This window comes from Pseudomonas sp. NFACC13-1, assembly GCF_900104425.1.
Lineage (GTDB): Bacteria > Pseudomonadota > Gammaproteobacteria > Pseudomonadales > Pseudomonadaceae > Aquipseudomonas > Aquipseudomonas fluorescens_AA.
The window spans coordinates 83,565-109,864 of sequence record NZ_FMXV01000012.1 but is presented as its reverse complement, the minus strand read 5'-3'; the positions used below and the strand labels follow the sequence as shown (position 1 = coordinate 109,864).

At 62.3% G+C, this 26,300-nt stretch carries 22 protein-coding genes; 13 read left to right on the top strand and 9 right to left on the bottom strand.

Annotated elements, in window-relative coordinates:
• Positions 1-471 precede the first annotated feature (471 nt).
• The 7 genes from BLQ55_RS16455 to bioB all read right to left on the bottom strand — a co-directional run bounded on the left by BLQ55_RS16455 (position 472) and on the right by bioB (position 7,570).
• Positions 472-2,277 carry a phenylacyl-CoA dehydrogenase gene (locus BLQ55_RS16455; RefSeq protein ID WP_092202715.1) on the bottom strand — a complete coding sequence of 602 codons (1,806 nt, stop codon included), beginning with the start codon at positions 2,275-2,277 and terminating at the stop codon, positions 472-474.
• A 276-nt stretch (positions 2,278-2,553) separates the two neighbouring features.
• Complete coding sequence (locus tag BLQ55_RS16450) at positions 2,554-2,850, bottom strand: pyrroloquinoline quinone biosynthesis protein PqqE (protein WP_092255179.1); 297 nt, start codon at positions 2,848-2,850, stop codon at positions 2,554-2,556.
• A 118-nt stretch (positions 2,851-2,968) separates the two neighbouring features.
• Entirely contained in the window at positions 2,969-3,649 is a 681-nt protein-coding gene (gene bioD / locus BLQ55_RS16445) for a dethiobiotin synthase (RefSeq protein WP_092202719.1), read from the bottom strand.
• Positions 3,646-4,458 carry a malonyl-ACP O-methyltransferase BioC gene (bioC, locus tag BLQ55_RS16440; protein ID WP_092202721.1) on the bottom strand — a complete coding sequence of 271 codons (813 nt, stop codon included), beginning with the start codon at positions 4,456-4,458 and terminating at the stop codon, positions 3,646-3,648. Before bioC ends, bioD begins: the two co-directional genes overlap by 4 nt.
• Positions 4,451-5,182 (bottom strand): alpha/beta fold hydrolase, encoded by a 732-nt coding sequence (locus BLQ55_RS16435; protein WP_092202723.1) that lies wholly within the window; start codon positions 5,180-5,182, stop codon positions 4,451-4,453. The genes bioC and BLQ55_RS16435 overlap by 8 nt, the downstream gene beginning before the upstream one ends.
• Positions 5,175-6,353 carry an 8-amino-7-oxononanoate synthase gene (gene bioF / locus BLQ55_RS16430; protein ID WP_092255177.1) on the bottom strand — a complete coding sequence of 393 codons (1,179 nt, stop codon included), beginning with the start codon at positions 6,351-6,353 and terminating at the stop codon, positions 5,175-5,177. Before bioF ends, BLQ55_RS16435 begins: the two co-directional genes overlap by 8 nt.
• 161 nt (positions 6,354-6,514) lie before the next feature.
• Entirely contained in the window at positions 6,515-7,570 is a 1,056-nt protein-coding gene (bioB, locus tag BLQ55_RS16425; protein WP_014340550.1) for a biotin synthase BioB, read from the bottom strand.
• 91 nt (positions 7,571-7,661) lie between these two features.
• Here bioB and BLQ55_RS16420 point away from each other — a divergent pair, with 91 nt between their 5' ends.
• The 5 genes from BLQ55_RS16420 to rarD all read left to right on the top strand — a co-directional run bounded on the left by BLQ55_RS16420 (position 7,662) and on the right by rarD (position 13,468).
• Entirely contained in the window at positions 7,662-8,402 is a 741-nt protein-coding gene (locus BLQ55_RS16420; RefSeq protein WP_092255175.1) for a ComF family protein, read from the top strand.
• A gap of 58 nt (positions 8,403-8,460) precedes the next feature.
• Positions 8,461-9,225: a TOBE domain-containing protein gene (locus BLQ55_RS16415; RefSeq protein ID WP_092255172.1), complete on the top strand. Its 765-nt coding sequence runs from the start codon at positions 8,461-8,463 to the stop codon at positions 9,223-9,225.
• Between the two features lie 67 nt (positions 9,226-9,292).
• The gene (locus BLQ55_RS16410) at positions 9,293-11,194 is read left to right on the top strand and encodes a PhoX family protein (protein WP_092202733.1); all 1,902 of its coding nucleotides are present in this window, start codon (positions 9,293-9,295) and stop codon (positions 11,192-11,194) included.
• 206 nt (positions 11,195-11,400) lie between these two features.
• Complete coding sequence (locus BLQ55_RS16405) at positions 11,401-12,375, top strand: serine/threonine protein kinase (protein WP_060740323.1); 975 nt, start codon at positions 11,401-11,403, stop codon at positions 12,373-12,375.
• Between the two features lie 205 nt (positions 12,376-12,580).
• Positions 12,581-13,468: an EamA family transporter RarD gene (rarD, locus tag BLQ55_RS16400; RefSeq protein WP_092202735.1), complete on the top strand. Its 888-nt coding sequence runs from the start codon at positions 12,581-12,583 to the stop codon at positions 13,466-13,468.
• A gap of 214 nt (positions 13,469-13,682) precedes the next feature.
• Here rarD and BLQ55_RS16395 read toward each other — a convergent pair whose 3' ends face one another.
• Positions 13,683-14,204: a glycine cleavage system transcriptional repressor gene (locus BLQ55_RS16395; RefSeq protein ID WP_092255170.1), complete on the bottom strand. Its 522-nt coding sequence runs from the start codon at positions 14,202-14,204 to the stop codon at positions 13,683-13,685.
• A 562-nt stretch (positions 14,205-14,766) separates the two neighbouring features.
• On the opposite strand from BLQ55_RS16395, the gene BLQ55_RS16390 reads away from it, so the two are divergent.
• Positions 14,767-16,944, top strand: coding sequence for a malate synthase G (locus BLQ55_RS16390; protein WP_092202739.1), 2,178 nt, complete (start codon positions 14,767-14,769; stop codon positions 16,942-16,944).
• 182 nt (positions 16,945-17,126) lie between these two features.
• On the opposite strand, the gene BLQ55_RS16385 is transcribed toward BLQ55_RS16390, so the two are convergent.
• Positions 17,127-17,573 carry a response regulator gene (locus BLQ55_RS16385; protein ID WP_060740319.1) on the bottom strand — a complete coding sequence of 149 codons (447 nt, stop codon included), beginning with the start codon at positions 17,571-17,573 and terminating at the stop codon, positions 17,127-17,129.
• A 258-nt stretch (positions 17,574-17,831) separates the two neighbouring features.
• Between BLQ55_RS16385 and BLQ55_RS16380 the strand changes: the two genes are divergently transcribed.
• From BLQ55_RS16380 to BLQ55_RS16350, 7 genes are all read left to right on the top strand, one after another.
• The gene (locus BLQ55_RS16380; protein WP_305367283.1) at positions 17,832-19,766 is read left to right on the top strand and encodes a putative nucleotidyltransferase substrate binding domain-containing protein; all 1,935 of its coding nucleotides are present in this window, start codon (positions 17,832-17,834) and stop codon (positions 19,764-19,766) included.
• Positions 19,763-20,470: a 3'-5' exonuclease gene (locus BLQ55_RS16375; RefSeq protein ID WP_092202743.1), complete on the top strand. Its 708-nt coding sequence runs from the start codon at positions 19,763-19,765 to the stop codon at positions 20,468-20,470. Before BLQ55_RS16380 ends, BLQ55_RS16375 begins: the two co-directional genes overlap by 4 nt.
• 224 nt (positions 20,471-20,694) lie before the next feature.
• Positions 20,695-21,213: an RNA polymerase sigma factor gene (locus BLQ55_RS16370; protein ID WP_092255166.1), complete on the top strand. Its 519-nt coding sequence runs from the start codon at positions 20,695-20,697 to the stop codon at positions 21,211-21,213.
• Positions 21,210-22,184 (top strand): FecR domain-containing protein, encoded by a 975-nt coding sequence (locus tag BLQ55_RS16365; RefSeq protein WP_092202747.1) that lies wholly within the window; start codon positions 21,210-21,212, stop codon positions 22,182-22,184. The genes BLQ55_RS16370 and BLQ55_RS16365 overlap by 4 nt, the downstream gene beginning before the upstream one ends.
• A 231-nt stretch (positions 22,185-22,415) precedes the next feature.
• Positions 22,416-24,854, top strand: a complete 2,439-nt coding sequence (locus BLQ55_RS16360; RefSeq protein ID WP_092255164.1) for a TonB-dependent siderophore receptor — start codon at positions 22,416-22,418, stop codon at positions 24,852-24,854.
• A 129-nt stretch (positions 24,855-24,983) separates the two neighbouring features.
• Positions 24,984-26,114 carry a PepSY-associated TM helix domain-containing protein gene (locus BLQ55_RS16355; protein WP_092255162.1) on the top strand — a complete coding sequence of 377 codons (1,131 nt, stop codon included), beginning with the start codon at positions 24,984-24,986 and terminating at the stop codon, positions 26,112-26,114.
• Positions 26,111-26,290 (top strand): hypothetical protein, encoded by a 180-nt coding sequence (locus BLQ55_RS16350; protein ID WP_060740312.1) that lies wholly within the window; start codon positions 26,111-26,113, stop codon positions 26,288-26,290. The genes BLQ55_RS16355 and BLQ55_RS16350 overlap by 4 nt, the downstream gene beginning before the upstream one ends.
• The last annotated feature ends 10 nt before the right edge of the window (positions 26,291-26,300 follow it).

Genomic DNA, 26,300 nt, shown 5'->3' with positions numbered 1-26,300 from the left:
TCCCGGGTCGCAGGTACCCACCGTGACGTCAAGAGGCCAGACAGGGCAATACGATGCGGGAAGCGATCGCCAGCGGCGATCAGGCACCAGGCCGCAAGAGTGATGTTCACTTTCATGGTCAATTCCTTTCCGGTACGTGCGATGAAGCTGGTTTCACGGGATCGGCACCGGCCGAGCCCACATGGGGCGAAGGTTGTCAGCCCACAACCCCATGATGTCGATTGACCGCCTGTGAATAAACGGGATGAAATTGACTTATCTATTCCAAAAACCACAACAAATGGGCCGCTATGGACCGTTTCGACGCGTTGCAGGGACAGGTGATGGAATTTGAAGACGAGGCTGGATTTCCACAGTGAGAAATTCGGCGACTTGAAGTCTGCTGGTGCTTGAGGCGCGCGTTTGTCGGCGACGAAAAAAAACCGCTGCTCCCGAAGAAGCAGCGGCTTTTTTCAAAGAATCGCGTAAGGCTTAGTAACCCAGCGCGAAGTCTTCTTCTTTCATGTCCATCAGGTTGTTCGCGCCCGACAGCATGGTTGCCACGTGAGTACGGGTCCGCGGCAGGATGCGCTGGAAGTAGAAGCGCGCGGTCTGCAGCTTGGCGGTGTAGAAGGCTTCTTCGGTGGTGCCGGCCGCGAGTTTTTCCGCCGCCAGACGCGCCATGTCGGCCCAGAAATAGGCCAGGCAGGCGTAACCGGAGTACATCAGGTAGTCCACCGATGCCGCGCCCACTTCTTCACGATCCTTCATGGCCGCCATGCCGACCTTCATGGTCAGCTCGCCCCATTCCTTGTTCAGCGCAGCCAGGGGTTCGACGAACTCCTTGACCGCTTCGTTGCCTTCGTTGCTCTGGCAGAACTTGTGGACGATCTTGGTGAAGCCCTTGAGTGCCTCGCCCTGGGTCATCAGCACTTTACGGCCCAGCAGGTCGAGGGCCTGGATGCCGGTGGTGCCTTCGTACAACATCGAAATACGACTGTCACGAACGTTCTGCTCCATGCCCCACTCGGCGATAAAGCCGTGGCCGCCGTAGATCTGCACGCCATGGTTGGCCGATTCGAAACCGACTTCGGTCATGAAGGCCTTGGCGATCGGCGTCATGAACGCCAGCAGCGCATCGGCTTTCTTCTTCTCTTCTTCGTCCACGCCGTACTTGACGATGTCGACCTGCTTGGCGGTGAAGTACACCATTGCCCGGTTACCTTCGGCGAAGGCCTTCATGGTCAGCAGCATGCGACGCACGTCAGGGTGCACGATGATCGGGTCGGCGGCCTTGTCTGGCGCTTTCGGGCCCGTCAGGGAACGCATTTGCAGACGATCACGGGCATATTTCAGGCCGCCCTGGAAGCCGATCTCGGCGTGGGCCAGGCCTTGCAGCGCAGTGCCCAGGCGTGCGGTGTTCATGAAGGTGAACATGCAGTTCAGGCCTTTGTTCGCCGGGCCGATCAGGTAACCGGTGGCCGCGTCGAAGTTCATCACGCAAGTGGCGTTGCCGTGAATGCCCATCTTGTGTTCCAGGGAACCACAGCTCACCGCGTTGCGCTGACCGATGGAGCCGTCGGCGTTAGGCAGGAATTTGGGAACGATGAACAGCGAAATACCCTTGGTGCCAGCCGGTGCGTCCGGCAGGCGTGCCAGCACGATGTGAACGATGTTGTCGGCCATGTCGTGTTCACCGGCCGAAATGAAGATCTTCGTACCGGAAACCTTGTAGGAACCGTCGGCCTGAGGCTCGGCCTTGGTGCGCAGCATGCCCAGGTCGGTGCCACAGTGCGGTTCGGTCAAGCACATGGTGCCGGTCCATTCGCCGGAAACCAGCTTGGTCAGGTAGGCCTCTTGCTGCTCGGGCGTACCGTGCTCGGAAATCGTGTTCATCGCGCCATGGGAAAGGCCCGGGTACATGCCCCACGACCAGTTGGCTTCACCGACCATCTCGCTGACCGCCAGGCCCAGGGATTCCGGCAGGCCTTGACCGCCATGCTCGACGTCGTGGGCCAGGCTCGGCCAGCCGCCTTCGACGAATTGCTTGTAGGCTTCCTTGAAACCGGTCGGGGTTTTCACGCCGGACTCGCTCCAAGTGCAACCTTCGATGTCGCCCACACGGTTCAGCGGAGCCAGCACCTGCTCACAAAACTTGGCGCCTTCTTCGAGAATGGCGTCAACCATGTCCGGAGTTGCGTCCTGGCAAGCCGGAAGGCTCTGATAATGCGCTTCGTAGCCAAGCAGCTCGTCACGAACGAAGCGAATATCACGCAAGGGGGCCTTGTAGTCAGGCATAGCGATAAACCTCTGCTGATGTAACCGGGAATGAACGACCGCGTGGATTTGTTGTGGCGGTCAAACAGTTGTTTGAAACATACGTTTACGCCCAAATCTTGTCAAGCGCCGATCTTTTGCCGTTCGTCATCAGCCTGAGAAAAATGTCGGACACAGGAAACCCATCGCCCTAAAGAATCCGCGATGCGCGTAGGAAAAGATTAGTTGAGCAATAAGACGTTAGAGACAAAAACGCCGCGAATAATCGCGGCGTCTTGGCAAATCTGAAGAGCAGGATCAGGCAAAGGTATCGATCAATGTCCCGAGCATTTCGTCGGATGCCTTGGCGACGTTGACACCCAGTTGCACTTGGAACTTGCCTTGGGCCATTTCGACCATGTTAGCGGCCTGGTCCGACTGCTGGCTACGATCCACCGAACGCAAGCGATCGACCTGGACTTCCGAGGACTGGCTGGTGACCGAACGCTCGATCGTGTTGTTGGCGATCTGGCTGGCGGCCTGATCGACGCGGTTCTGCCCTGTCTGAATCGTGCTCAGACCGGCATAGAACGCGGTACTTCCTGAGATTTCCATGGCAGAGCTCGTCTTCTTGAAGGGTCGACAGTGGCCATTGAATCAGAAGCCCAGGGAAAAGGCCCGACAAAAACACTAATGGCACAGTGCCGTGTCATAGGCAAAACCTTGGCGGGTCTCAGTCCAACAGATCCAGTTGCAGGTGTCCGGCCACGGCTTCGGCCGTCACGCTCTGGATCCGCGCCACCCTGCCCAGGCAGGGCGCCGGAAGTCGCTCGGCCAAGGTTGCCAGGTTTTCTTCCAGGCGCGAGGTGGCCGGGTCGATGATATTCGCGACCCAACCGGCAAGCTGCAAGCCATCACGGGCGATCGCCTCGGCGGTCAACAATGCGTGACTGATACAACCCAGGCGCACGCCCACCACCAGAATCACCGGCAAGCCCAGCGCGATCGCCAGATCGGAAAGATTGTCCTGGCCGGCCAGCGGCACGCGCCAACCACCCGCGCCCTCGATCAAGGTGAAATCGGCGCCCAGCGCCAGCACTTCGCGCATCGGGCCGAGTAGCGACTGCACCGTCAACGCAACGCCCGCTTCCCGGGCGGCCAAGTGCGGCGCTATTGCCGGTTCGAACGCCACCGGATTGACCTGTGCATAAGTCAACGGTACGGAGCATTCGGCCAGCAAGGCCAAGGCATCGGCGTTGCGCAGGCCCTTGGGCGTCACGTCGCAGCCAGAGGCCACGGGCTTTCCGGCAGCCGTGCTCATGCCAGCCTGTCGCGCAGCATGCAGCAGGCCCGCCGCGACCGTGGTCTTGCCTACATCGGTGTCGGTGCCGGTAATGAAATAGGCCTTGCTCATAGCGGTTTCTCCAAAACGGCGTAGACCACCTGGTAAGTTGCCGGCAGCCCCTGGGCCTGACGAAACTGCTCATAGGCTTCAACCAACGCGAGAATCCGCGCCCTGCCCGTCAAGCCACCGGGGCGACCTGGGTTCAGATTGTGGGCACCCAAAGCTTTCAATTCATGCGTCAGGCTGCGCACATCAGGGTAATGCAGCACATGAGGACGATTTTCAAGACTGACGACATTCAGCCCGCTGGCCGCGCAAAGGCGTTGATACGTCTCGAACGCACGGAAACGGTTGACGTGCACCAAGCCATCCACCTGACGCCAGCTGTCGCGCAATTCGTACAAAGTGCCCACGCAGAGGCTGGTGAAGGCCAACACCCCACCCGGCTTCAACACACGATGGGCCTCGCTCAGCACCATGGCGAAATCCGCGCACCATTGCACCGCCAGGCTGGAGAACACCAGGTCGCAGCTCGCCGCCTGCAAAGGCAGCCGCTCGGCATCACCGGCGACAAAATACGCGGCGCCACCCTGGGGACGCGCATGGTTGAGCATGCCTTCGGCGATATCCAACGCCAGGCCGGTGCTCGCACCAAAACGCGCCCCCAAGGCCCGAGTGAAGTAGCCGGTGCCGCAGCCCAGGTCCAGCCAACGTTGCGGCGTGAAAGAAGGCGGCAAGCGACCGAGCAATTGCTGGCCCACGTCGCGCTGCAACTCGGCCACGCTGTCATAGCTGGTCGCCGCCCGGGAAAACGAAGCCGCTACCTGGCGCTTGTCGGGCAAGGCACCGGGCAATGGAGGAAGAGACAAATCAGTCATCGCCGGACTCATGCAAAAAAGCCTGGATCGCCGCCGCTACACCGTGAGGGTCCTCCAGAAGGAATCCGTGGCCGGCCTGTTCAATCAGACCGATTTCGACATCCGGCAACAAGACCAGCAAATCACCCGCGGCCTCGGCCGGCACCAGGGCGTCGAGCCCGGCAAACAGATGCAGTTGCGGGCCTCGGAAACTCTGCAACGCAGCGCGGGTGTCCAATCGCGCCAGCAGTTCGAGCCCAGCCATCAATACTTCAGGCGAAGTGCTTGGCGCCCCGGCCGACAACAACCGCGACAACCCGCGTGGATCGCCGCAGCCCTGGGCACACAGCAGGCTGAAACGCTTGAGGGTCTGACGTGGGTCGACTGCACAGCCGGCGAGAAAGCCATCGAACGTCTGGCCGTCCATCGCGCTCGGCCATTGTTCGTGGGCGACAAAGGACGGATTACTGGCCATGGTCAGCAAGCCACAGCAGCGCTCACCCCGGCGCGCCGCCAGCACCGAGGCCAGCATGCCGCCCAGGGACCAGCCGCCCAGCCAGGTGTCCTGAGGCACGGTGGCGTCCAATTCTTCGAGCCATTCATCGGGGTCGCTCGATAGCAACGCCGGCAACGGCTCGATTTCCACCCGCAGGTGCTCGTCGAGCCCTTGCAAGGCCGCCGCCAGCGGTTCCAGCGGAGAAACACCCAAGCCCCAACCGGGCAGCAAAATCAATCGATCACGCATGGCTTGGCTCCGGTCCCAACAGGGCAAAACACTCGGCCAGTGCATTCAACAATAGCTGCACCTGGGCCTCGCTGTGGGCGGCGGTCAGGGTCACCCGCAAACGAGCGCTGCCGGCCGGCACGGTGGGTGGGCGGATCGCCGTGACCATCAGCCCCCGCTCACGCAGCATCTGCGACAAGCGCATGGCCCGCCCCGCATCGCCCACCAGGATCGGCTGGATCGGCGTGAAGCTGTCCATCAATTGCAGGCCGATCTGCTCGGCCCCCTGGCGGAACTGGCGGATCAGCACCTGCAGGTGTTCGCGCCGCCAATGCTCGTCGCGCAGCAGTTCAAGGCTCTTGAGCGTGGCACAGGCCAGGGCCGGCGGTTGGCTGGTGGTGTAGATGTAGGGACGCGCGAACTGAATCAGGCTTTCGATCAGTTCCTCGCTACCGGCGACGAAGGCACCGGCGGTACCAAAGGCCTTGCCCAGGGTGCCGACCAGCACCGGCACGTCGTCCTGGCTCAAGCCGAAATGTTCGACAATACCGCCGCCATGGGCCCCCAGCGGACCGAAGCCGTGGGCATCGTCGACCATCAGCCAGGCACCCCGGGCCTTTGCCTCACGGGCCAGGGCCGGCAGGTCGGCAATATCGCCGTCCATGCTGAACACGCCGTCGGTGACCACCAGGGTATTGCCAGTGGCTTTCTCCAGGCGACTGGCCAGGCTCTGGGCATCGTTGTGCAGGTATCGGTTGAAACGCGCGCCGGACAATAACCCGGCGTCGAGCAGCGAAGCATGATTGAGGCGGTCTTCCAGCACCGTATCGCCCTGCCCCACCAGCGCGGTGACCGCGCCGAGGTTGGCCATGTAACCGGTGGTGAACAGCAACGCCCGCGGACGCCCCGTCAGGTCGGCCAACGCTTCTTCCAGAGCGTGATGAGGGCTGCTGTGGCCAATCACCAAATGGGAGGCCCCGCCCCCGACGCCCCAACGCGCCGCGCCGGCGCGCCAGGCCTCGATCACCTGCGGGTGATTGGCCAGGCCCAGGTAATCGTTGTTGCAGAACGCCAGCAACGGCTGGCCGTCCACCACCACTTGCGGGCCCTGGGGGCTTTCGAGCAGCGGGCGCTGGCGGTAGAGGTTGTCGGCACGACGGGCAGCCAGGCGTGCGGCGAGATCGAAGGGCATGCAGGCCTCAACTGTTTAAAGACTGGCCAAAGCCCCTTGTGGGAGCGAGCTTGCTCGCGATAGCGGTGTGTCAGTCGACATTAATGTGAATGTTCCATCGCCATCGCGAGCAAGCTCGCTCCCACAGGGTCTTGCATTCCAATCCGGGTATCGGTGAGTGGTCAAACAGCGGCGTTGTAAAACTGCTCGCTGCTCTTCTGCTCCACCAGCGCCTGTTCGATCGCCGCCTGGTGCACTTCGTCGGCATGTTCTTCACGGGCTTCGGGCTGGATGCCCAGGCGTGCGAACAATTGCATGTCCTTGTCGGCTTGCGGGTTGGCGGTGGTCAGCAGCTTGTCACCGTAGAAAATCGAGTTGGCGCCGGCAAAAAATGCCAGGGCCTGCATCTGCTCGTTCATCGCTTCACGACCAGCGGACAGGCGCACGTGGGACTGGGGCATCATGATCCGCGCCACGGCAAGCATGCGGATGAAATCGAACGGATCGATGTCTTCGGCATTCTCCAGCGGCGTGCCGGCGACTTTGACCAGCATGTTGATCGGCACCGATTCCGGGTGCTCCGGCAGGTTCGCCAGCTGGATCAGCAGGTTGGCGCGGTCGTCCAGGGATTCGCCCATGCCCAGGATACCGCCGGAGCAGATCTTCATCCCCGAATCACGTACATAGGCCAGGGTTTGCAGGCGCTCGCTGTAGGTACGGGTGGTGATGATGCTGCCGTAGAACTCCGGCGAGGTATCGAGGTTGTGGTTGTAGTAGTCCAGGCCAGCCTGGGCCAGCGCTTCGGTCTGTTCCTGGTCGAGACGACCCAGGGTCATGCAGGTTTCCAGGCCCATGGCCTTCACGCCTTTGACCATTTCCAGCACATACGGCATGTCCTTGGCCGATGGATGTTTCCAGGCCGCGCCCATGCAGAAACGGGTCGAGCCGATGGCCTTGGCCCGCGCAGCCTCTTCGAGGACCTTCTGCACTTCGAGCAATTTCTCTTTATCCAGACCGGTGTTGTAGTGACCGGACTGCGGACAATATTTGCAATCTTCCGGGCAAGCGCCGGTCTTGATCGACAGCAGCGTGGAAACCTGGACGCGGTTGGCGTCGAAGTGCGCGCGGTGCACGGTCTGCGCCTGGAACAACAGGTCATTGAATGGCTGGACAAAGAGTGCTTTGACTTCGGCCAAAGACCAGTCATGACGCAGGTTGGCAGTGGTGCTGGCGCTCATGGGCATTTCCTTGATTATGCTTGGCTGGCGCCTGGGGGCATGCAATACCCACAGGCGCGACACGGATGTTCGGCATATTTAAGGAAGAGTCATGCGCTGTCAACCACGATACAAAGGACCGGTTTACATCTGGTTAAAAAACAAACAATCCTGCCTACTATGTGGCGAAAGTACGGACACCCCGCAGCCTATCTGCACCCCTTGCGAAAGCGAGCTGCCCTGGCTCGGCGATCAATGCAGCATTTGCGCCCTGCCACTGCCCACGGCCGGACTGCGTTGCGGCCAATGTGCCGCGCGACCGCCGGCTTTCGAGCGAGTCCTGGCGCCCTGGGCCTACGACTTCCCGGTGGACAGCCTGATCACCCGCTTCAAGCATCAGGCGAAATGGCCCCTTGGCCGGTTGCTGGGCGAACTGCTGGCGCAATCGCTGCAACATCATTTCGACGAAGGGCTGGAGCGGCCCGACGCACTGGTACCGGTGCCACTGGCAACCCGGCGTTTGCGCCAGCGCGGTTTCAACCAGGCGACACTGCTGGCCCGCTGGCTCAGTGGGTCACTGGCGATCCCTTGCGAAGAAAACCTGTTGCGACGCACTCAGGATACGCCCGCCCAACAGGCCCTCGACGCCAGGGCCCGACGACAAAACCTGCGCCAGGCCTTCGCCCTCGCGCCCCAGGCAACGTTACGCAATCGTCACCTGGCGCTGGTCGACGATGTGCTCACCACCGGCGCCACCGCCCAGGCCCTGGCCGCCCTGTTACTCGATGCCGGCGCCGCGCGGGTCGATGTGTATTGCCTGGCCCGCACGCCGAAACCCGGTGAACCGGCTTGACGTGCCGCGCCCAAGGCGCCAACGTCCGTTCATCGACTTTTGCACGCGGTTTGCCTTCATGTCATTGCCCACGCTCCTGACCCAGCACATCGTTCGGCGACCACAACGCATCGCCTTGCTGCAGCACATCGCCGAACAGGGCTCGATCACCCGCGCCGCCAAGAGCGCGGGCCTGAGCTACAAGGCGGCATGGGATGCCATCGATGAGTTGAACAACCTCGCAGACCATCCGCTGGTGGAACGCAGCGTCGGCGGCAAGGGCGGTGGCGGCGCCAGGCTGTCGGGGGAAGGCCAACGGGTGCTGCGCCTGTACCAGCGCCTGCAAGCACTGCAGGCGCAACTGCTGGAAGCCAGCGAAGACGCCGGCGACCTGGGCCTGCTCAGTCGCCTGATGCTGCGCACCAGTGCCCGCAATCAATTGCATGGCAAGGTCCTGGGCATCGAGGCCCAGGGGCACAACGACCGGGTACGCCTGGAACTGGCCCGGGGCCTGGTCATCGAAGCGCAGATCACCCATGACAGCACGCTGCGCCTGGAGCTGGGTGCCGGCACCGACGTGGTGGCGCTGATCAAGGCCGGCTGGCTGGAATTACACCCCGTCGAACAAGCGGAAAAAACGGGGATCAATACGCTGCGTGGCATGATCGAGCAGGTCGATGCCGCCGAAGACGGCCCCAGCGAAGTGCGCATCGGCCTGCCCAACGGCCAGACGCTGTGCGCCCTGGCCGAGCCGCTTCAGTTGCAAGGGCAGAACCTGGTAGCCGGCTCACCGGTTCAAGTGACGTTTTCAGCGACAAATGTGCTGCTCGGCACACCGCTGTAGCGCGCTGCAACAATAGCTTCATCGACCCGCTTTAAGGTGACTGCCAAAACCAGCAGGGAGCCTGATGATGAGCCTATTAGAAGAAAACCAATCCACCGACCTGGAAAAGATCGTCGGCCTGAGCCGGCGCCGTTTCATCAGCGCCGGCGCCCTGTGCGGCGCGGCGATGTTCCTGGGCGGCAACCTGCTGAGCCGCAGCGTGCTGGCCGCCGCCGTGAGCGAAGGCAACAGCCGGCTGCTGGGTTTCAACAGCATCGCCGCGGCCACGGCCGACACCATCACACTGCCGCCGGGCTACAAGGCCTCGGTGCTGATCAGTTGGGGCCAGCCGCTGCAGAAAAATGCACCGGCGTTCGATCCCAGTGGCAATGGAACAGCCCGCGCACAGGAAGTGCAGTTTGGCGACAACAACGACGGCATGAGCCTGTTCGAATTCCCCGGCGACAAGAACCGGGCGCTGATGGCGATCAACAACGAATACACCAACTACCGCTACCTCTTCCCCCACGGCGGCCAGCCGCAGTCGGCCGAAGACGTGCACAAGGCCCAGGCCAGCGAAGGGGTGTCGGTGATCGAGGTCCAGCGTCGTCGCGGGCAGTGGCAGTTCGTCCAGGAATCGCGCTACAACCGCAGGATCCACGGCAACACGCCGATTCGCCTGCGTGGCCCGGCCGCCGGCCACGACCTGCTGAAAACCAGTGCCGACAAGAGCGGCAAGAAAGTACTGGGAACGTTCCAGAACTGCGCCAACGGCATGACGCCGTGGGGCACCTACCTGACCTGCGAAGAAAACTTCACCGACTGCTTCGGCAGCAGCAAGACCGACCTGCAGTTCGATGAGGCGCAAAAGCGCTATGGCGCCACCGTCACCAGCCGCGAGATCAACTGGCACCTGTACGACCCGCGTTTCGACCTGGCGAAGAACCCCAACGAACTCAATCGCCATGGCTGGGTAGTGGAAATCGATCCGTTCGATCCAGAATCCACGCCGGTGAAACGCACCGCCCTGGGCCGCTTCAAACACGAAAACGCCGCCCTGGCACAAACCAATGACGGTCGCGCCGTGGTGTACATGGGCGACGACGAACGCGGTGAGTTCATCTACAAATTCGTCAGTCGCGAGCGCATCAATCATCGCAATGCCAAGGCCAACCGCAACCTGCTGGACCACGGCACCTTGTACGTGGCGCGCTTCGATGCCGGCGACGGCAACCCGGACCATCCCAAAGGCAAGGGCCAGTGGATCGAGTTGACCCACGGCAAGAACGGCCTCGACGCCAGCAGTGGCTTCGCCGACCAGGCCGAGGTGCTGATCCATGCGCGCCTGGCCGCCAGTGCCGTGGGTGCCACCCGCATGGACCGCCCTGAGTGGATCGTGGTCAGCCCGAAAGACGGCCAGGTCTATTGCACCCTGACCAACAATTCCAAGCGCGGCGAAGACGGCCAACCGGTGGGCGGGCCGAACCCTCGGGCCAAGAACGTCTACGGGCAGATCCTGCGCTGGCGCACCGACCGCGACGATCATGCCTCCAAGACCTTCTCCTGGGATCTGTTCGTGGTCGCCGGCAACCCGACGGTACACGCCGGCACGCCGAAAGCCGGGTCGTCCAATATCAACCCGCAGAACATGTTCAACAGCCCCGACGGCCTGGGTTTCGACAAGGCCGGCCGGCTGTGGATTCTCACCGACGGCGACGTCAGCAACACCGGGGACTTCGCCGGCATGGGCAACAACCAGATGCTCTGCGCCGACCCCAACAGTGGTGAAATCCGCCGCTTCATGGTCGGACCGGTGGGCTGCGAAGTGACCGGGATCAGTTTTGCCCCGGACCAGAAAGCCTTGTTCGTCGGGATCCAGCATCCAGGAGAAAACGGTGGTTCGACGTTCCCTGAGCACCTGCCCAACGGCAAGCCGCGGTCTTCGGTGATGGTGATTACCCGGGAAGATGGTGGGGTCATCGGCGCCTGACAGGGCCTCATCGCGAGCAAGCTCGCTCCCACAAAAGTGGACTGCCCCCAAAAAGTTGGACTTTTGGGGGCAGTCCAATGGATCCGCTATCCCTGTGGGAGCGAGCTTGCTCGCGATAACGTCAGTACAGCCGCCACCTATCTGCCTCCGTCTGCGCTACCATGCTGTGCCGGACGCGGCAGCCCTGCCGCTGCGCAGGAGTCAGCATGTCCCATCCGTTCGAAACCCTCACGCCCGACCTGGTGCTCGATGCCGTTGAAAGCATCGGCTTTCTCAGCGACGCCCGCGTGCTGGCCCTCAACAGCTACGAGAACCGCGTCTATCAGGTCGGCATCGAAGATTCCGAGCCGCTGATCGCCAAGTTCTATCGCCCCCAGCGCTGGACCAACGAAGCGATCCTGGAAGAGCACAGCTTTACCTTCGAACTGGCCGAATACGAAGTGCCCGTGGTGGCGCCGCTGATCCACAACGGCGCCAGCCTGCACGAACACGCCGGGTTTCGTTTCACCCTGTTTCCTCGTCGCGGTGGCCGAGCGCCGGAGCCGGGCAATCTCGACCAACTCTATCGCCTGGGACAATTGCTCGGACGCCTGCACGCGCTCGGGGCGACCCGACCGTTCGAGCATCGCGAAGCCCTGGGCGTGAAAAATTTTGGCCACGACTCATTGGCCACCGTGCTGGCCAGCGGCTTCGTTCCCCGCAGCCTGCTGCCGGCTTATGAGTCGGTCGCCCGGGACTTGCTCAAGCGCGTCGAAGAGGTCTACGCCGCCACGCCCCACCAGAACATCCGCATGCACGGCGATTGCCATCCCGGCAACATGATGTGCCGCGACGAGGTGTTCCACATCGTCGACCTGGACGACTGCCGCATGGGCCCGGCGGTGCAGGACCTGTGGATGATGCTCGCCGGCGATCGCCAGGAGTGCCTGGGGCAACTGTCGGAACTGATGGACGGCTACCGTGAGTTCCACGACTTCGACCCGCGTGAACTGGCGCTGATCGAGCCGCTGCGGGCCCTGCGCCTGATGCACTACAGTGCCTGGCTGGCGCGGCGCTGGGACGACCCGGCGTTCCCCCGCAGCTTCCCGTGGTTCGGCAGCGAACGCTACTGGGGCGACCAGGTGCTGGCATTGCGCGAGCAATTGGCGGCGCTCAATGAAGAGCCGTTGAAGTTGTTCTGACCTACTGCGGGTCCCTCTGTGGGAGCGAGCTTGCTCGCGATGGCGTTCGATCACTCGACACCTCTGTCGCCTGACACATCGCTATCGCGAGCAAGCTCGCTCCCACAAAGGGATTTGCGCTCGAACGCTCACAAAGGTTCACAGCACAACCTGACAAATCTCCTTACAATCACGCCTTTGTTAGCTGCCTAAGCAAGGATTCTGCATGCAAGCCGCCAACCCGCGTCGCGGGTATATCCTGGGCCTGAGTGCCTACATCATCTGGGGTCTGTTCCCGATCTACTTCAAGGCCATCGCCAGCGTGCCGTCAGTGGAAATCATCATCCACCGGGTGCTGTGGTCGGCCCTGTTCGGCGCGGCATTGCTGCTGGTCTGGAAACACCCGGGCTGGTGGCGCGAACTGCGGGACAATCCACAGCGCCTGGCGATTCTCGCCCTGAGTGGGACACTGATCGCGGCCAACTGGCTGACCTACGTCTGGGCGGTGAACAACGAACGCATGCTCGAAGCCAGCCTGGGTTACTACATCAACCCGCTGGTGAACGTGTTGCTGGGCATGGTGATCCTCGGCGAGCGCCTGCGCCGCATGCAATGGCTGGCGGTGGGGCTGGCGGCCGTCGGCGTGGCGCAGCAGGTCTGGCAAGTAGGCAGCCTGCCGTGGGTGTCGCTGGTGCTCGCGCTGACCTTCGGTTTCTATGGGCTGATCCGCAAACAAGCGCCAGTCAAGGCCTTGCCGGGCCTGGTGGTGGAAACCTGGATGCTGGTGCCGATCGCCATCGCCTGGTTGCTGTTCAATCCCGCAGCCACCAGTGCCCAGGCCGCGTTCTGGACCACCTCCGAAGCCTGGTGGCTGGTGGCGGCCGGCCCCGTGACACTGGTTCCGCTGGTGAGCTTCAACGCCGCGGCCCGGCACCTGCCCTACACCACCCTTGGGTTTCTCCAGTACATCGCACCGACGCTGGTACTGCTGCTCGCCGTGCTGCTGTTCGGTGAGCACCTGTCGTCCAGCACGCTGGTGGCGTTCCTGTTCATCTGGGCCGGCCTGGCGGTGTACAGCGTCGATGCGGTGATCAGCATGCGCCGGCGCAGCTGATCAGAAAACGCACAAATCCCTACAGGCCACGTCCGCCGTGGCCTGCGCTTATCCTTCCCAAGGTTATCCACAGCGTGATCCCCGCCGTTTGTGCACAAGCCCTTGAAAACTGGTGATTTTTTGATCATTGGCCGCTGAGCCCTGGCGGGCCTGGGCTGGGGCCGGGTCTCTACAGGTTATCCACAGGCAGGCGCAGTTTTTCCTTGGATAACCTTCATTGCACTTCGTCGCCGAGCCTGAGTTCCACCATCAACTCATCGGCCAAGGTCTCCAGGCGTTCCTGCAAGGTCTCCAGGGACAAGGTCAAAGGCACGCCCAGGATCGCTTCGGCATGAAACAGCAGCTCACTGCTCATTGGCGCCGGCCGGACATGGGTCACCAGACGCTCGACATTGACGCCCTGCTCGCTCAACAACCGGGTGATGTCCCGCACGATACCGGGACGATCGTTGCCCACCAGTTCCATGGTGATGGGTTTCCAGGTACAGGCCTCCTCAACGGCGCTTTCAGCGATCAATACGCGGATGCCATGGGCCGCCAGCCCCTGCAACGCTTCGATCAACTCCTCATGGGTCTCGGCCGGGGCGCTGAAGCGCACGATCCCGGCAAATTGCCCGGCCAGATGCGCCATGCGGCTTTCCAGCCAGTTACCGCCATGTTCGGCAATGCAATCGGCGATGCGCTCGACCTGCCCGGGCTTGTCCGGGGCGAAGACAGTGATGACGAGGTGGTCCATGGCGCAGTCCTCTTGTTGATGGAAGGGACAGTATAGGCAAGGCAGAAAATCAACACGGTCGCGCTTTCACGGCAATGGAACACGCTTCCGCCGGCCCGTAGGAGCTGTCGAGTGCAACGAGGCTGCGATCTTGTCCCTATCAATTGAGTCCAAAGCGAAAGATCAAAAGATCGCAGCCTTCGGCAGCTCCTACAACGGAATATGTGTACGAATTTTAGATTTATCTGGAACAATCCATAAGTTTTTTGAGAACATCCCGTGCCGCACCGTGACTGTACTGCTTTAGTCGGTCGCGGAACGACGCAATTAGTCTAATTTTCACAACCGCAACTGATCATGTAGTATGCCGCAGCACGCACTACATAATCGCGACACCCCTGTTGTACCGATGTCTGCTTAAGGCCAGTCGCATCCCTGAAAAGCCCCGTCAGCAAGGCTTGAATACCCAGCCGCCAGCGATGGCATGTACTGGTTCCGGGGTTTGTGGTTTAAATGTCCCGAGGCTTCATTGTCAAAATCGAAGAGCTGAAAAGCGAAATAGCTGAGCAGAGTGAGGCAAGCAATGACTGAACACGTTCAAGTCGGTGGCCTGCAGGTCGCCAAAGTCCTGTTCGACTTCGTGAATAACGAAGCCATTCCCGGAACCGGCCTCACCGCCGACGCGTTCTGGGCCGGTGCCGACAAGGTCATCCACGACCTGGCCCCGAAGAACCAAGCCCTACTCGCCAAACGCGATGATTTCCAGGCACGGATCGATGCCTGGCACCAGGCCCGTGCCGGCCAGGCCCACGACGCCGTGGCTTACAAAGCCTTCCTGCAAGACATTGGCTATCTGCTGCCAGAAGCGGCGGATTTCCAGGCCACGACCCAGAACGTCGATGACGAAATCGCCCGCATGGCCGGCCCGCAGCTGGTGGTACCGGTGATGAACGCCCGCTTCGCCCTCAATGCCTCGAACGCCCGCTGGGGTTCGCTGTACGACGCGCTGTACGGCACCGATGCCATCAGCGAAGCCGATGGCGCGGAAAAAGGCAAAGGCTACAACAAGGTGCGTGGCGACAAGGTCATCGCCTTCGCCCGCGCCTTCCTCGACGAAGCGGCCCCCCTGGCGGCCGGCTCCCATGTCGACTCCACTGCGTACAAGATCGTCGAGGGCAAACTGGTGGTCGCCCTCAAGGGCGGCAGCAACAGCGGCCTGCGTGACGATGCCCAACTGATCGGCTTCCAGGGCGATGCCTCGGCACCGACCGCCGTGCTGCTGAAACACAACGGCCTGCACTTCGAAATCCAGATCGATGCCAGCACTCCCGTCGGCCAGACCGATGCCGCCGGCGTCAAAGACATCCTGATGGAAGCGGCACTGACCACCATCATGGACTGCGAAGACTCGGTCGCCGCCGTCGACGCCGATGACAAAGTGGTGATCTACCGCAACTGGCTCGGCTTGATGAAGGGCGACCTGTCGGAAGAAGTCGCCAAGGGCGGCCAGACGTTTACCCGGACCATGAACCCTGACCGTGTCTACACCGCCGTCGACGGCTCGGGCGTGACCCTGCACGGCCGCTCGCTGCTGTTCGTGCGTAACGTCGGCCATCTGATGACCATCGACGCGATCCTGGACAAGCACGGCAACGAAGTGCCGGAAGGCATCCTCGACGGCCTGGTCACCAGCCTGGCGGCGATCCACAGCCTCAACGGCAACACCTCGCGCCGCAACAGCCGCACCGGCTCGGTGTACATCGTCAAGCCGAAGATGCACGGCCCGGAAGAAGCCGCATTCACCAACGAGCTGTTCGGTCGCGTCGAAGACGTGCTGAACCTGCCGCGCAACACCCTCAAGGTCGGGATCATGGACGAGGAGCGCCGTACCACGGTCAACCTCAAGGCCTGCATCAAGGCCGCCAGCGAACGCGTAGTGTTCATCAACACCGGCTTCCTCGACCGTACCGGCGATGAAATCCACACCTCCATGGAAGCCGGCCCGATGGTGCGCAAGGCCGACATGAAAGCCGAGAAGTGGATCGGCGCCTATGAAAACTGGAACGTCGATATCGGCTTGAGCACCGGCCTGCAGGGCCGCGCGCAAATCGGCAAGGGCATGTGGGCGATGCCGGACCTGATGGCCGCGATGCTCGAACAGAAAATCGCTCATCCGCTGGCCGGCGCCAACACCGCGTGGGTGCCCTCGCCAACCGCCGCCGCCCTGCACGCGCTGCATTACCACAAGGTCGACGTGTTCGCTCGCCAGGCCGAACTGGCCAAGCGCGCTCGCGCTTCGGTGGACGACATCCTGAGCATCCCGCTGGCCGTCAACCCGAACTGGACGCCGGAGCAGATCAAGAACGAACTGGACAACAATGCCCAGGGCATCCTCGGCTATGTGGTGCGCTGGATCGACCAGGGCGTCGGCTGCTCCAAGGTGCCGGACATCAACGACATCGGCCTGATGGAAGACCGTGCGACGTTGCGTATCTCCAGCCAGCACATCGCCAACTGGCTGCGCCACGGCATCGTCACGCAAGACCAGGTGATGGAAAGCCTCAAGCGTATGGCGCCGGTGGTCGACCGCCAGAACGCCAACGACCCGCTGTACCGGCCGCTGGCGCCAGACTTCGACAGCAACATCGCCTTCCAGGCGGCGGTCGAACTGGTGATCGAAGGCACGAAGCAACCTAACGGCTACACCGAGCCGGTGCTGCACCGTCGCCGTCGCGAGTTCAAGGCAGCCAATGGGTTGTGATTGAGCAGTAGACGCGGCACAAAAAAAGCCCTGATCGAAAGATCGGGGCTTTTTTATGCCGCTGTGGGAGCGAGCTTGCTCGCGATAGCGGTGTGGCACTCAATGGCGATGTTGAATGTCAGGCCGCCATCGCGAGCAAGCTCGCTCCCACATTCGATGACACCGGTCCTCGGCGGACGGTCTTAAAGATCCATCCCCAACTCATGCTTGACCAACCCCAGCAGCTTGTCGGTATCGATCGGCTTGAGCAGAAAGTCCACCACGCTCAAGTGCATCGCTTCGATGGCGTCCTTCACGTCGGCATCGCCCGACACGATGATGATCGGCAGCGCTGCCCGCTCGGACTCGCGCACCAGGCGGACCAGTTCCAGGCCATCGACATTGCCCATGCGCAGGTCGGTGATCAGCAGGCCGATCGACGGCTTGGTTTCCAGCATCTTGAGTGCCGTTTCGCCGCTGGCGGCGGTCATGCAGTGAATCCCGTCCAAGGCCAGGATCTCCGACAACAGCTCGCGGGCGTCCTTATCGTCGTCAACGATCAAGACACGCTGCGGCGGCAGGTCAGGTTCCAACATGACGGCACTCAGCGCCTCGCGCTCGGCGTCACTCAAAATATCGTGGTCGGACATGGTGCTCTCTACGTTCTTTAAATCGATCCCCTGGCACAGTGGTCAGACATCGTTCTGCGGCGCTTCAATGTGCACTTCGTCGGATTTTTTTCCAAGAACATTCAATGAAGATTTTTCCGACGCCCGGCGTAAGACTTTTCCGTGAGTGCGGCCCTTAGGCCGCGACCTAGACTTACGTCCAATGGGCACCCCGTGCTGAGGGGCCGACCATGGGAACAGATCCGACCACAACAATTCGAAAAAGACTGCGTAATGGTTATGAAAAAAGCGGACGCCTTCATCCAGGCAGGGAAAACCGCGGTGTTGCAAAACATCCAGGGGACGCTGCAGTTTCTCCAGCGCTTTCCGCCGTTCAACCAGATGGAAAATGCCCACCTGGCCTATCTGGTGGAGAAATGCCTGCTGCGTTTCTACGCCCCGGGCGACACCATCATCAAACCGGCCGACGGCCCGGTGGAGCACTTTTACATCGTCAAGCAGGGCCGGGTGGTGGGCGAACGCCCGCATTCGGCCAAGGGTGGCACCGAGACCACCTTCGAGATCACCACCGGCGAATGTTTCCCCCTTGCCGCGCTGCTGGGCGAGCGGGCCACGCGCACCGAGCACCGGGCCGGCGAAGACACGTTCTGCCTGCAACTGAACAAACAGGCCTTCATCAAGCTCTTCGCCCTGTCCGCCCCGTTTCGCGATTTCGCCCTGCGCGGCGTCAGCAGCCTGCTCGACCAGGTCAACCAACAGGTCCAGCAGAAATCCGCGCAAACCCTGGGCACCCAGTACTCCCTCAATACGCGGCTGGGTGAACTGGCGATGCGCCATCCAGTCAGTTGCAGCCCGGACACGCCGCTGCGCGAAGCCGTGAAACTGATGCACGAGCAGCAGGTCGGCAGCATCGTCGTGGTCAATGAGCAAAAAGCGCCGGTGGGGATTTTCACTTTGCGCGACCTGCGGCAGGTGGTGGCCGATGGTTCCGGGGACTTTTCCCAGGCCATCGCAGGCCACATGACCCAGGCCCCCTTCTTCCTTTCGCCGGACCACAGCGCCTTCGACGCCGCCATCGCCATGACCGAGCGCCACATCGCCCACGTTTGCCTGGTCAAGGACCAGCGCCTGTGTGGCGTGGTCTCGGAGCGCGATCTGTTTTCCTTGCAACGTGTCGACCTGGTGCACCTGGCCCGGACCATCCGCAACGCCCCCAGGGTGGAAAACCTCGTGGCCCTGCGCGGCGAGATCGGCCAACTGGTGGAGCGCATGCTGGCCCACGGCGCGTCGTCGACCCAGATCACCCACATCATCACCCTGCTCAACGACCACACGGTGTGCCGCGTCATCGAACTGACCCTGGCCGACAAAGGCGACCCGGGTGTGCCGTTCAGTTGGCTGTGTTTCGGCAGTGAAGGCCGGCGCGAGCAAACCCTGCACACCGACCAGGACAACGGCATGTTGTTCGAAGCCCGGGACGCCGCCCATGCCGCGCAGATCCGCGGCCTGCTGCTGCCCATCGCCCAACAGATCAACCAGAGCCTGGCTCAGTGCGGCTTCACCTTGTGCAAGGGCAACATCATGGCCGGCAACCCCGAGCTGTGCCTGTCCCGCGCCGAATGGGCCCGGCGCTTCGCGTCATTCATTCGCGAAGCGACGCCGGAAAACCTGCTGGGCTCGAGCATCTATTTCGACCTGCGGGTAGTCTGGGGCGATGAGCAAGGTTGCGAGCAGTTGCGCCAACAGATCCTCGGCCAAGTGGCCGACAATCGCCTGTTCCAGCGCATGATGGCCGAGAACGCGCTGCGTCATCGCCCGCCGGTGGGACGCTTCAGGGACTTCGTGCTAAGCCGCAAGAATGGCGAAAAGGCGACCCTGGACTTGAAAGTGCAGGGCCTGACGCCCTTCGTCGATGGCGCCCGCCTGCTGGCCCTGGCCAACGGCATCGAAGCCAACAATACCCTGGAACGCCTGCGGCAACTGGTCGTCAAGGAAGTGATCGAACCGCTCGATGGCGCGGCCTATGAAGAGGCCTATCACTTCATCCAGCAGACCCGCATGCAGCAACACCAACGGCAAACCCGCGAGAACCTGTCCTATTCCAACCGCGTCGACCCCGACAGCCTCAACCATCTGGACCGACGCATCCTGCGCGAATCCCTGCGCCAGGCCCAACGCCTGCAAAGCAGCCTGACGCTGAGGTACCAGTTGTGAACCTGTTTTCCTGGCTGCGCCCGGCCCAGCCGACATTGCCCGACGTGCTGCAGCAGCGCCTGGAGCGCCTGCCCGCGCCCTCGCCACTGGGCGAAGGCGACCTGCGGGAGCAACGCTGGGTCGTCCTGGACCTGGAAACCACCGGGTTGAACCTGAACAAGGACCAAGTGCTGTCCATCGGCGCGGTGGTCATCGAAGACGGTGCCATCGACTTCAGCCAGCAATTCGAACGTACCTTGCAGTGCAATCAGCAAAAGCTCGGGCCCAGTGTGTTGATCCATGGCCTGGCGCCCAGTGCCATCGCCGCCGGCAGCGACCCGGCGGAGGCGCTGCTGGCGTTCATGGCGTTCGTGGGCGACAGCCCGCTGCTGGCCTTTCACGCGCCGTTCGATTCCCACATGCTCGGGCGTGCCTTGAAAGACCACCTGGGCTATCGCCTGCAGCATCCGTTCCTCGACGTGGCGGACTTGGCCCCGATGCTTTGTCCACAAGCCAATCTGCGCAAGTCCGGCCTGGACGAGTGGATCGACTGGTTCAAGCTGCAAGTCTTCGACCGCCACAACGCCAGCGCCGACGCCCTGGCCACAGCGGAGCTGGCGCTGATCCTGTTCAGCCGCGCCCGCCAGCAACAGATCCACAGCCCGCTTGACCTGCAACAGCGCCTGGGCCAGTGGAAACGGCGGCAGCAGGCGCCTTCGCTTTAAAAGATGAACACACTACCTGTGGGAGCGAGCTTGCTCGCGATGGCGCACTGTCCGTCGGCATTGATGTTGACTGACCTGCCGCTATCGCGAGCAAGCTCGCTCCCACACAGACCCGGCCTCAATTTCCTGACCTACACCGCCCGACCGGCGCCAATTGCTTTCCCGCCCCCGCCTCTGCCACAATCGCGAACAATTCTCGTTACTTAAAACATCGGTGATGCTCCGTGTCGTCAGTTCCTGGCCCCCACAGTGATTTGGTTGGTGCGTTGTACCGTGACCATCGCGCTTGGCTATTGGCATGGCTGCGACGCAACGTGGCGTGTGCGCACCGGGCGGAAGACCTGAGCCAGGACACTTTTGTGCGTTTGCTGGGACGCGAGGACCTGAAGGCGCCCCGCGAACCCCGGGCGTTTCTGGTGGCCATCGCCAAGGGCCTGTTGTTCGATTATTTCCGTCGAGCGGCATTGGAGCAGGCTTACCTCACCGAACTGATGCTGATCCCCGAGGCCGAGCAACCCTCGGTGGAAGAACAGCAAATCATCCTGGAAGACCTCAAGGCCATCGATCGCCTGCTCGGCAAACTGTCGAGCAAGGCCCGCGCAGCCTTCCTCTATAACCGCCTCGACGGCCTCGGCCATGCCGAAATCGCCGAGCGCCTGGGGGTTTCGGTCCCGCGGGTACGGCAGTACCTGGCCCAGGGCATCCGGCAATGCTACATCGCCCTGTACGGTGAACCGACATGAGCCAGGCCCATGCCAAGCCGGTCTCGGCCAGCGTGCTGGATGCCGCCATTGCCTGGCAGCTGTCTTTGGACGCGAGCAGCGCCCAGGAACATGAAGCGTTCGCCCGCTGGCATGCCGCCGATGAAGAACACGCCCGGGCCTGGCGGCAACTGGGCATGCTCGACCAGCGCTTCAGCGTGGCCAATGGGCCGGCACGGGCGGCGCTGCTGCAATCACGGGTGAGCATTCGCCGGCGGATACGCAAGATCGGCAGCGGCCTGGCCAGCGTTGTCGCGGTCATCGGCCTGGCGTTGCTCGCCGGTGAACGTTACCTGCCACTGGATTACTGGCTGGCCGACCAGCGCACAGCGACAGGCGAGCAACGCACCCTGCGCCTGAGCGACGGCACGCTGATCAACCTCAACACCCACAGTGCGCTGGACGTGCGTTTCGATGACAAGCAGCGCCGTATCGTCCTGCAGGAAGGCGAAATCCTGGTGGAAACCGGGCACGACGACCCGCGTCCGTTCATTGTCGAGACCCGCGAAGGCCGCCTGCGCGCGTTGGGCACACGATTCCTGGTCAAGCGTGAAGACGAAGGCACGCGCCTGAGCGTGCTGAAATCCGCCGTGGCGGCGCATCCCCAGGCCACGGACAGCGAACAGATCCTGCGCGAAGGCCAACAAGTGCTGATGCGCCGCGACGGCCTCGGGCCGACCGTTGCCCTGAGCCCCGGCGCCGATGCCTGGACCCGCGGCATGCTGGTGGTGGACAACGCCCGCCTTGAAGACCTGATCCATGAGTTGGGGCGTTACCGGCGCGGCTACCTCGGTGTCGAGCCACGAGTGGCCGACCTGCGCATCACCGGCAGTTTCCCGCTGCATGACACCGACCTGGCCCTGACCGCCCTGTTGCCGACCTTGCCGGTGCAGATCGAGCATCACACGCGGTGGTGGGTGGTGGTGGGGCCACGGGCTGCAGCCAAGCCCTGAATGGCTTTATGTCAGGGATGGCCTCATCGCGAGCAAGCTCGCTCCCACATTGACCGGGTCGCCCACGAATCATCCTGTGGGAGCGAGCTTGCTCGCGATGAGGCCATTCGCTTCACCACAAAGCCACCATCTGCAAAACGAATCTAAATTATTTTCATCCAGCCCTATCACTTTTCGATTTTCATCCGGCACCCAGGCAATTGAGAAATATTTCCATTCAGGAGCCGCCGTATGTCCCGCCCGCTAGACACCCTGTTGCGCCCCAGCCTGTTGGCCGTTGCCATTGCCTTCGCCGTCCCGTTGACCTGCGCCCCGCTGCTGGCCGCCGAACAAGCCACGAGCGTGCGCACCTACAACCTGCCCGCCGCGCCCCTGGCCAGCACCCTGAACCAGATCGCCAGCCAGGCCGGCCTCGCGCTGAGCCTGAATCCGTCCCTGGCCTCGGGCAAGACCTCGGCCCCGGTCCAGGGCCAGTTCGACGCCACCGGCGCATTGCGCGAGGCCTTGCGCGGCACCGGCCTGCAACTGGAACAAAGCAGCGCTGGCACCTACAGCCTGGTGGCCGTACCTGAAGGCGTCATGGCCTTGCCGGAAACCAGCGTGATCGGTGCCGGTCTCAGCGAAACCGCGTGGGGCCCGACCGAGGGCTACGTCGCCACCCGCACCGCCGCCGGCACCAAGACCGACACGCCGATCGTCGAACTGCCGCGCTCCGTCTCCGTGGTCACCCGCCAACAGATGGAGGACCGCTCTGTCCTCAACCTCAATGATGCCCTGCGCTACACCGCCGGCGTGCAGAGCAGCGGCTACGGCTCGGATTCGCGCAACGACTGGCTGCTGGTTCGCGGCTTCGTGCCGACCCAGTTCCTCGATGGCCTGCCACTGCCCAAGGGCAACTACATCACGCCGAAAATCGAGCCCTGGAACCTTGAGCGCATCGCCGTGCTGCGCGGCCCGGCATCCTCGGTCTACGGCCAGACGCCACCCGGTGGCATGCTGGACATGGTCAGCCGTCGCCCACAGGCCGAAAGCAGCCATGAGGTCGAGTTGCAGGCCGGCAGCTACGAGCACAAGCAGATCAACTTCGACAGCACCGGCAAAGTCGATGACGAAGGCCGGTTCCTCTATCGGGTCAGCGGCACCGTGCGCGACAGCAACTCCCAGGTCGACCACATCCCGGACAAGCGCTACAACCTCGCGCCGAGCCTGACCTGGAACATCAACGACGACACGCGCCTGACCTTCCTGTCCCAGTACACCCGCGACGACACGGGCATCACCGGACAATTCCTGCCGTTGCAAGGCACCAAGCTGTCGTCACCAGCGGGCAAGATTTCCCATCACAAGAACCTCGGCGACCCGGATTGGGAGTTCTACGACCGTACCTACTACGCCCTCGGTTATGCGTTCGAACACCGTCTGAACGACACCTGGCAGTTCCGCCAGAACCTGCGCTACACCAAGAGCGACCTGCAAACCCAGGGCATCTCCGCTGGTGGGCAATTCTGGCCGGCGGGGCCTGAGGAAGCAGTCAGCGCCGATGGCACCATCAAGCGCAGCGCCAGTGTCATTGACGAAGACATCAGCCAATTCGCCGTGGACAACAACTTCCAGGCCGACTTCCAGACCGGCGCCCTCAGTCACACCCTGCTGCTGGGCCTGGATCACCAGCGCTCCAACAGCAATTCCCGTTGGCTGTGGGGCTCGACCGGCGTGCCGACCAGCAACATCCACAACCCGATCTACGGACAGGACTTCTCCAACGTCCAGTACTTCACCATGTATGACTACAACCAGAAAACCAACCAGACCGGCCTGTATGTCCAGGACCAGATCGCCCTGGACAACTGGCGCCTGACCCTCGGCGGCCGTGAAGACTGGATTCACACCGGCACCGAATTCCACAACCAGAACAACGTCACCAACACCCAGCGCGACAAGAAATTCAGCGGCAACGCGGCGTTGAGCTACGTCTTCGATAATGGTGTGACGCCCTACATTTCCTTCGCCCAGTCGTTCCAGGCGGCGGCCGGTTCAACCGTCAACAGCACCGAAGCGTTCAAGCCAACAGAAGGCGAACAATACGAAGCCGGCATCAAATATCAACCGCCGGGCACCAAGACCTTGCTGACCGCGGCTGTGTTCGACCTGACCCAGAAAAACAACTCCGTGACCGAAAACAACGTCACCCGCCAAGTGGGTGAAGTCCAGGTGCGTGGCTTGGAACTGGAAGCCTCGGGCGATGTGACCGACAACCTGAAGCTCATCGGTTCCTACACCTACAACGACAGTGAAATCACCAAGGGCACCGCAGCGGAAAAAGGCAAGCGCATGGCCCAGGTGCCGCGCAACCAGGCCACCGCCTGGGCCGACTACACCTGGCACAACGGCCCGTTGGATGGCTTCGGTGTCGGCGCCGGTGTGCGTTATGTCGGCGACACCTACGGCAACACCACCAACACCGACTGGGGTCATGTCGGCTCTTACACCGTGTACGACGCCTCGGCCCATTACGACCTCGGGCGTTTGAACAAGACCCTCAAAGGCGTCACGGTGGCGGTGGACGCGAAGAACATCTTCAACAAGGACTACCTGTCCACTTGCGATGGCTTCTACTGCTACTACGGCGACCAACGCAACGTCGTCGCCAGCGTGAATTACAAATGGTAAACGGTTAGCATTTGCAAAACCTTTTTGAGGGCACCTGTACCCGAGACCTGTCAGTCAAATGAAATCCCTGTGGGAGCGGTTTGACTGACGGGGCTCAGGCATCGAGGCCCTCTTGCATTCGGATCGCTCATGAAAAGCAAAACCATCCGCCGCTGGTCCTTCGTCCACACCTGGACCAGCCTGATCTGCACGGTGTTCCTGCTGATGCTGGCGATTACCGGGCTGCCATTGATCTTCCACCACGAAATCGAACACCTGCTGGGCGACGCTCCCGAGTTCCGGGAGATGCCTGCCGACACGCCACACCTGGACCTCCAGCAGTTAGTGGAAAAGGCCAAAGCCCATCGTCCGGGTGAAGTGGTCCAGTATTTTGGCTGGGACGAAGACGAGCCCAACGGCATCTTCACCATCATGGCGCCGACAGCGGACACCGAGCCCAACTCCTCCCATACCTTCATGCTCGATGCGCGCACCGGCGAGGCCTTGGAAAGGCCCTCGGCCAATGGCGGTTTCATGATGGTCATGCTGCGCCTGCACGTGGATATGTTCGCGGGTTTGCCGGGCAAGTTGCTGCTGGCGTTCATGGGGTTGCTGTTCGTGATCGCCATCGTTTCCGGGGTGGTCCTGTACCTGCCGTTCATGCGGCGCTTGAAATTCGCCACGGTACGCCAGGACAAATCCACGCGCCTGCGCTGGCTCGACCTGCATAACCTGATCGGCGTGGTGACGCTGGTCTGGGCGCTCACCGTGGGCGTCACTGGCGTGATTGCCGCGTGCGCCGACCTGATCATCGCCGCCTGGCGCAACGACAGCCTCAGCGCCATGGTCGAACCCTATCGCAACGCCCCGCCGCTGACGCAATTGGCCCCGGCTACCCGCTTGCTCGACATCGCCAGGGAGGTCGCGCCGGGCATGGAGCCCAGCTTCATCGCCTTCCCCGGCACGTTGTTTTCCAGCCAGCACCACTACGGCGTGTTCATGAAAGGCAGCACCCACCTGACCTCGCACTTGCTGACGCCGGTATTGATCGATGCCAGCACCCTGGAGGTCACCGCGGTGGCCGAGCGGCCGTGGTACATGGACGTCATGAGCCTGTCTCTACCGTTGCACTTCGGCGACTACGGTGGCCGGCCGATGCAGATCTTCTGGGCCACCCTCGACGTGCTCACCATCATCGTCCTCGGCAGCGGCGTCTACCTGTGGCTGGTGCGGCGCAAAGCGGCCAAGCGTGCAACGGTCGGTACGGAGGTCGCCTCGTGAGGCCACGGCAATCGAGTTTCTGGAAAGTGTTCGGCATGCCCGTGCTGATCGCCATTCTCTGCGCCGCCGGGCTGTTCAGTGCCTTGCTGGGGGATGGTCTGTGGGACGCCGTCAGTTGGCTGGGGTTGGGTATACCCTCCGTGTTGGCGGTGTGGGGACTGATCCCTCGCCGCTGAGTCATCCGGG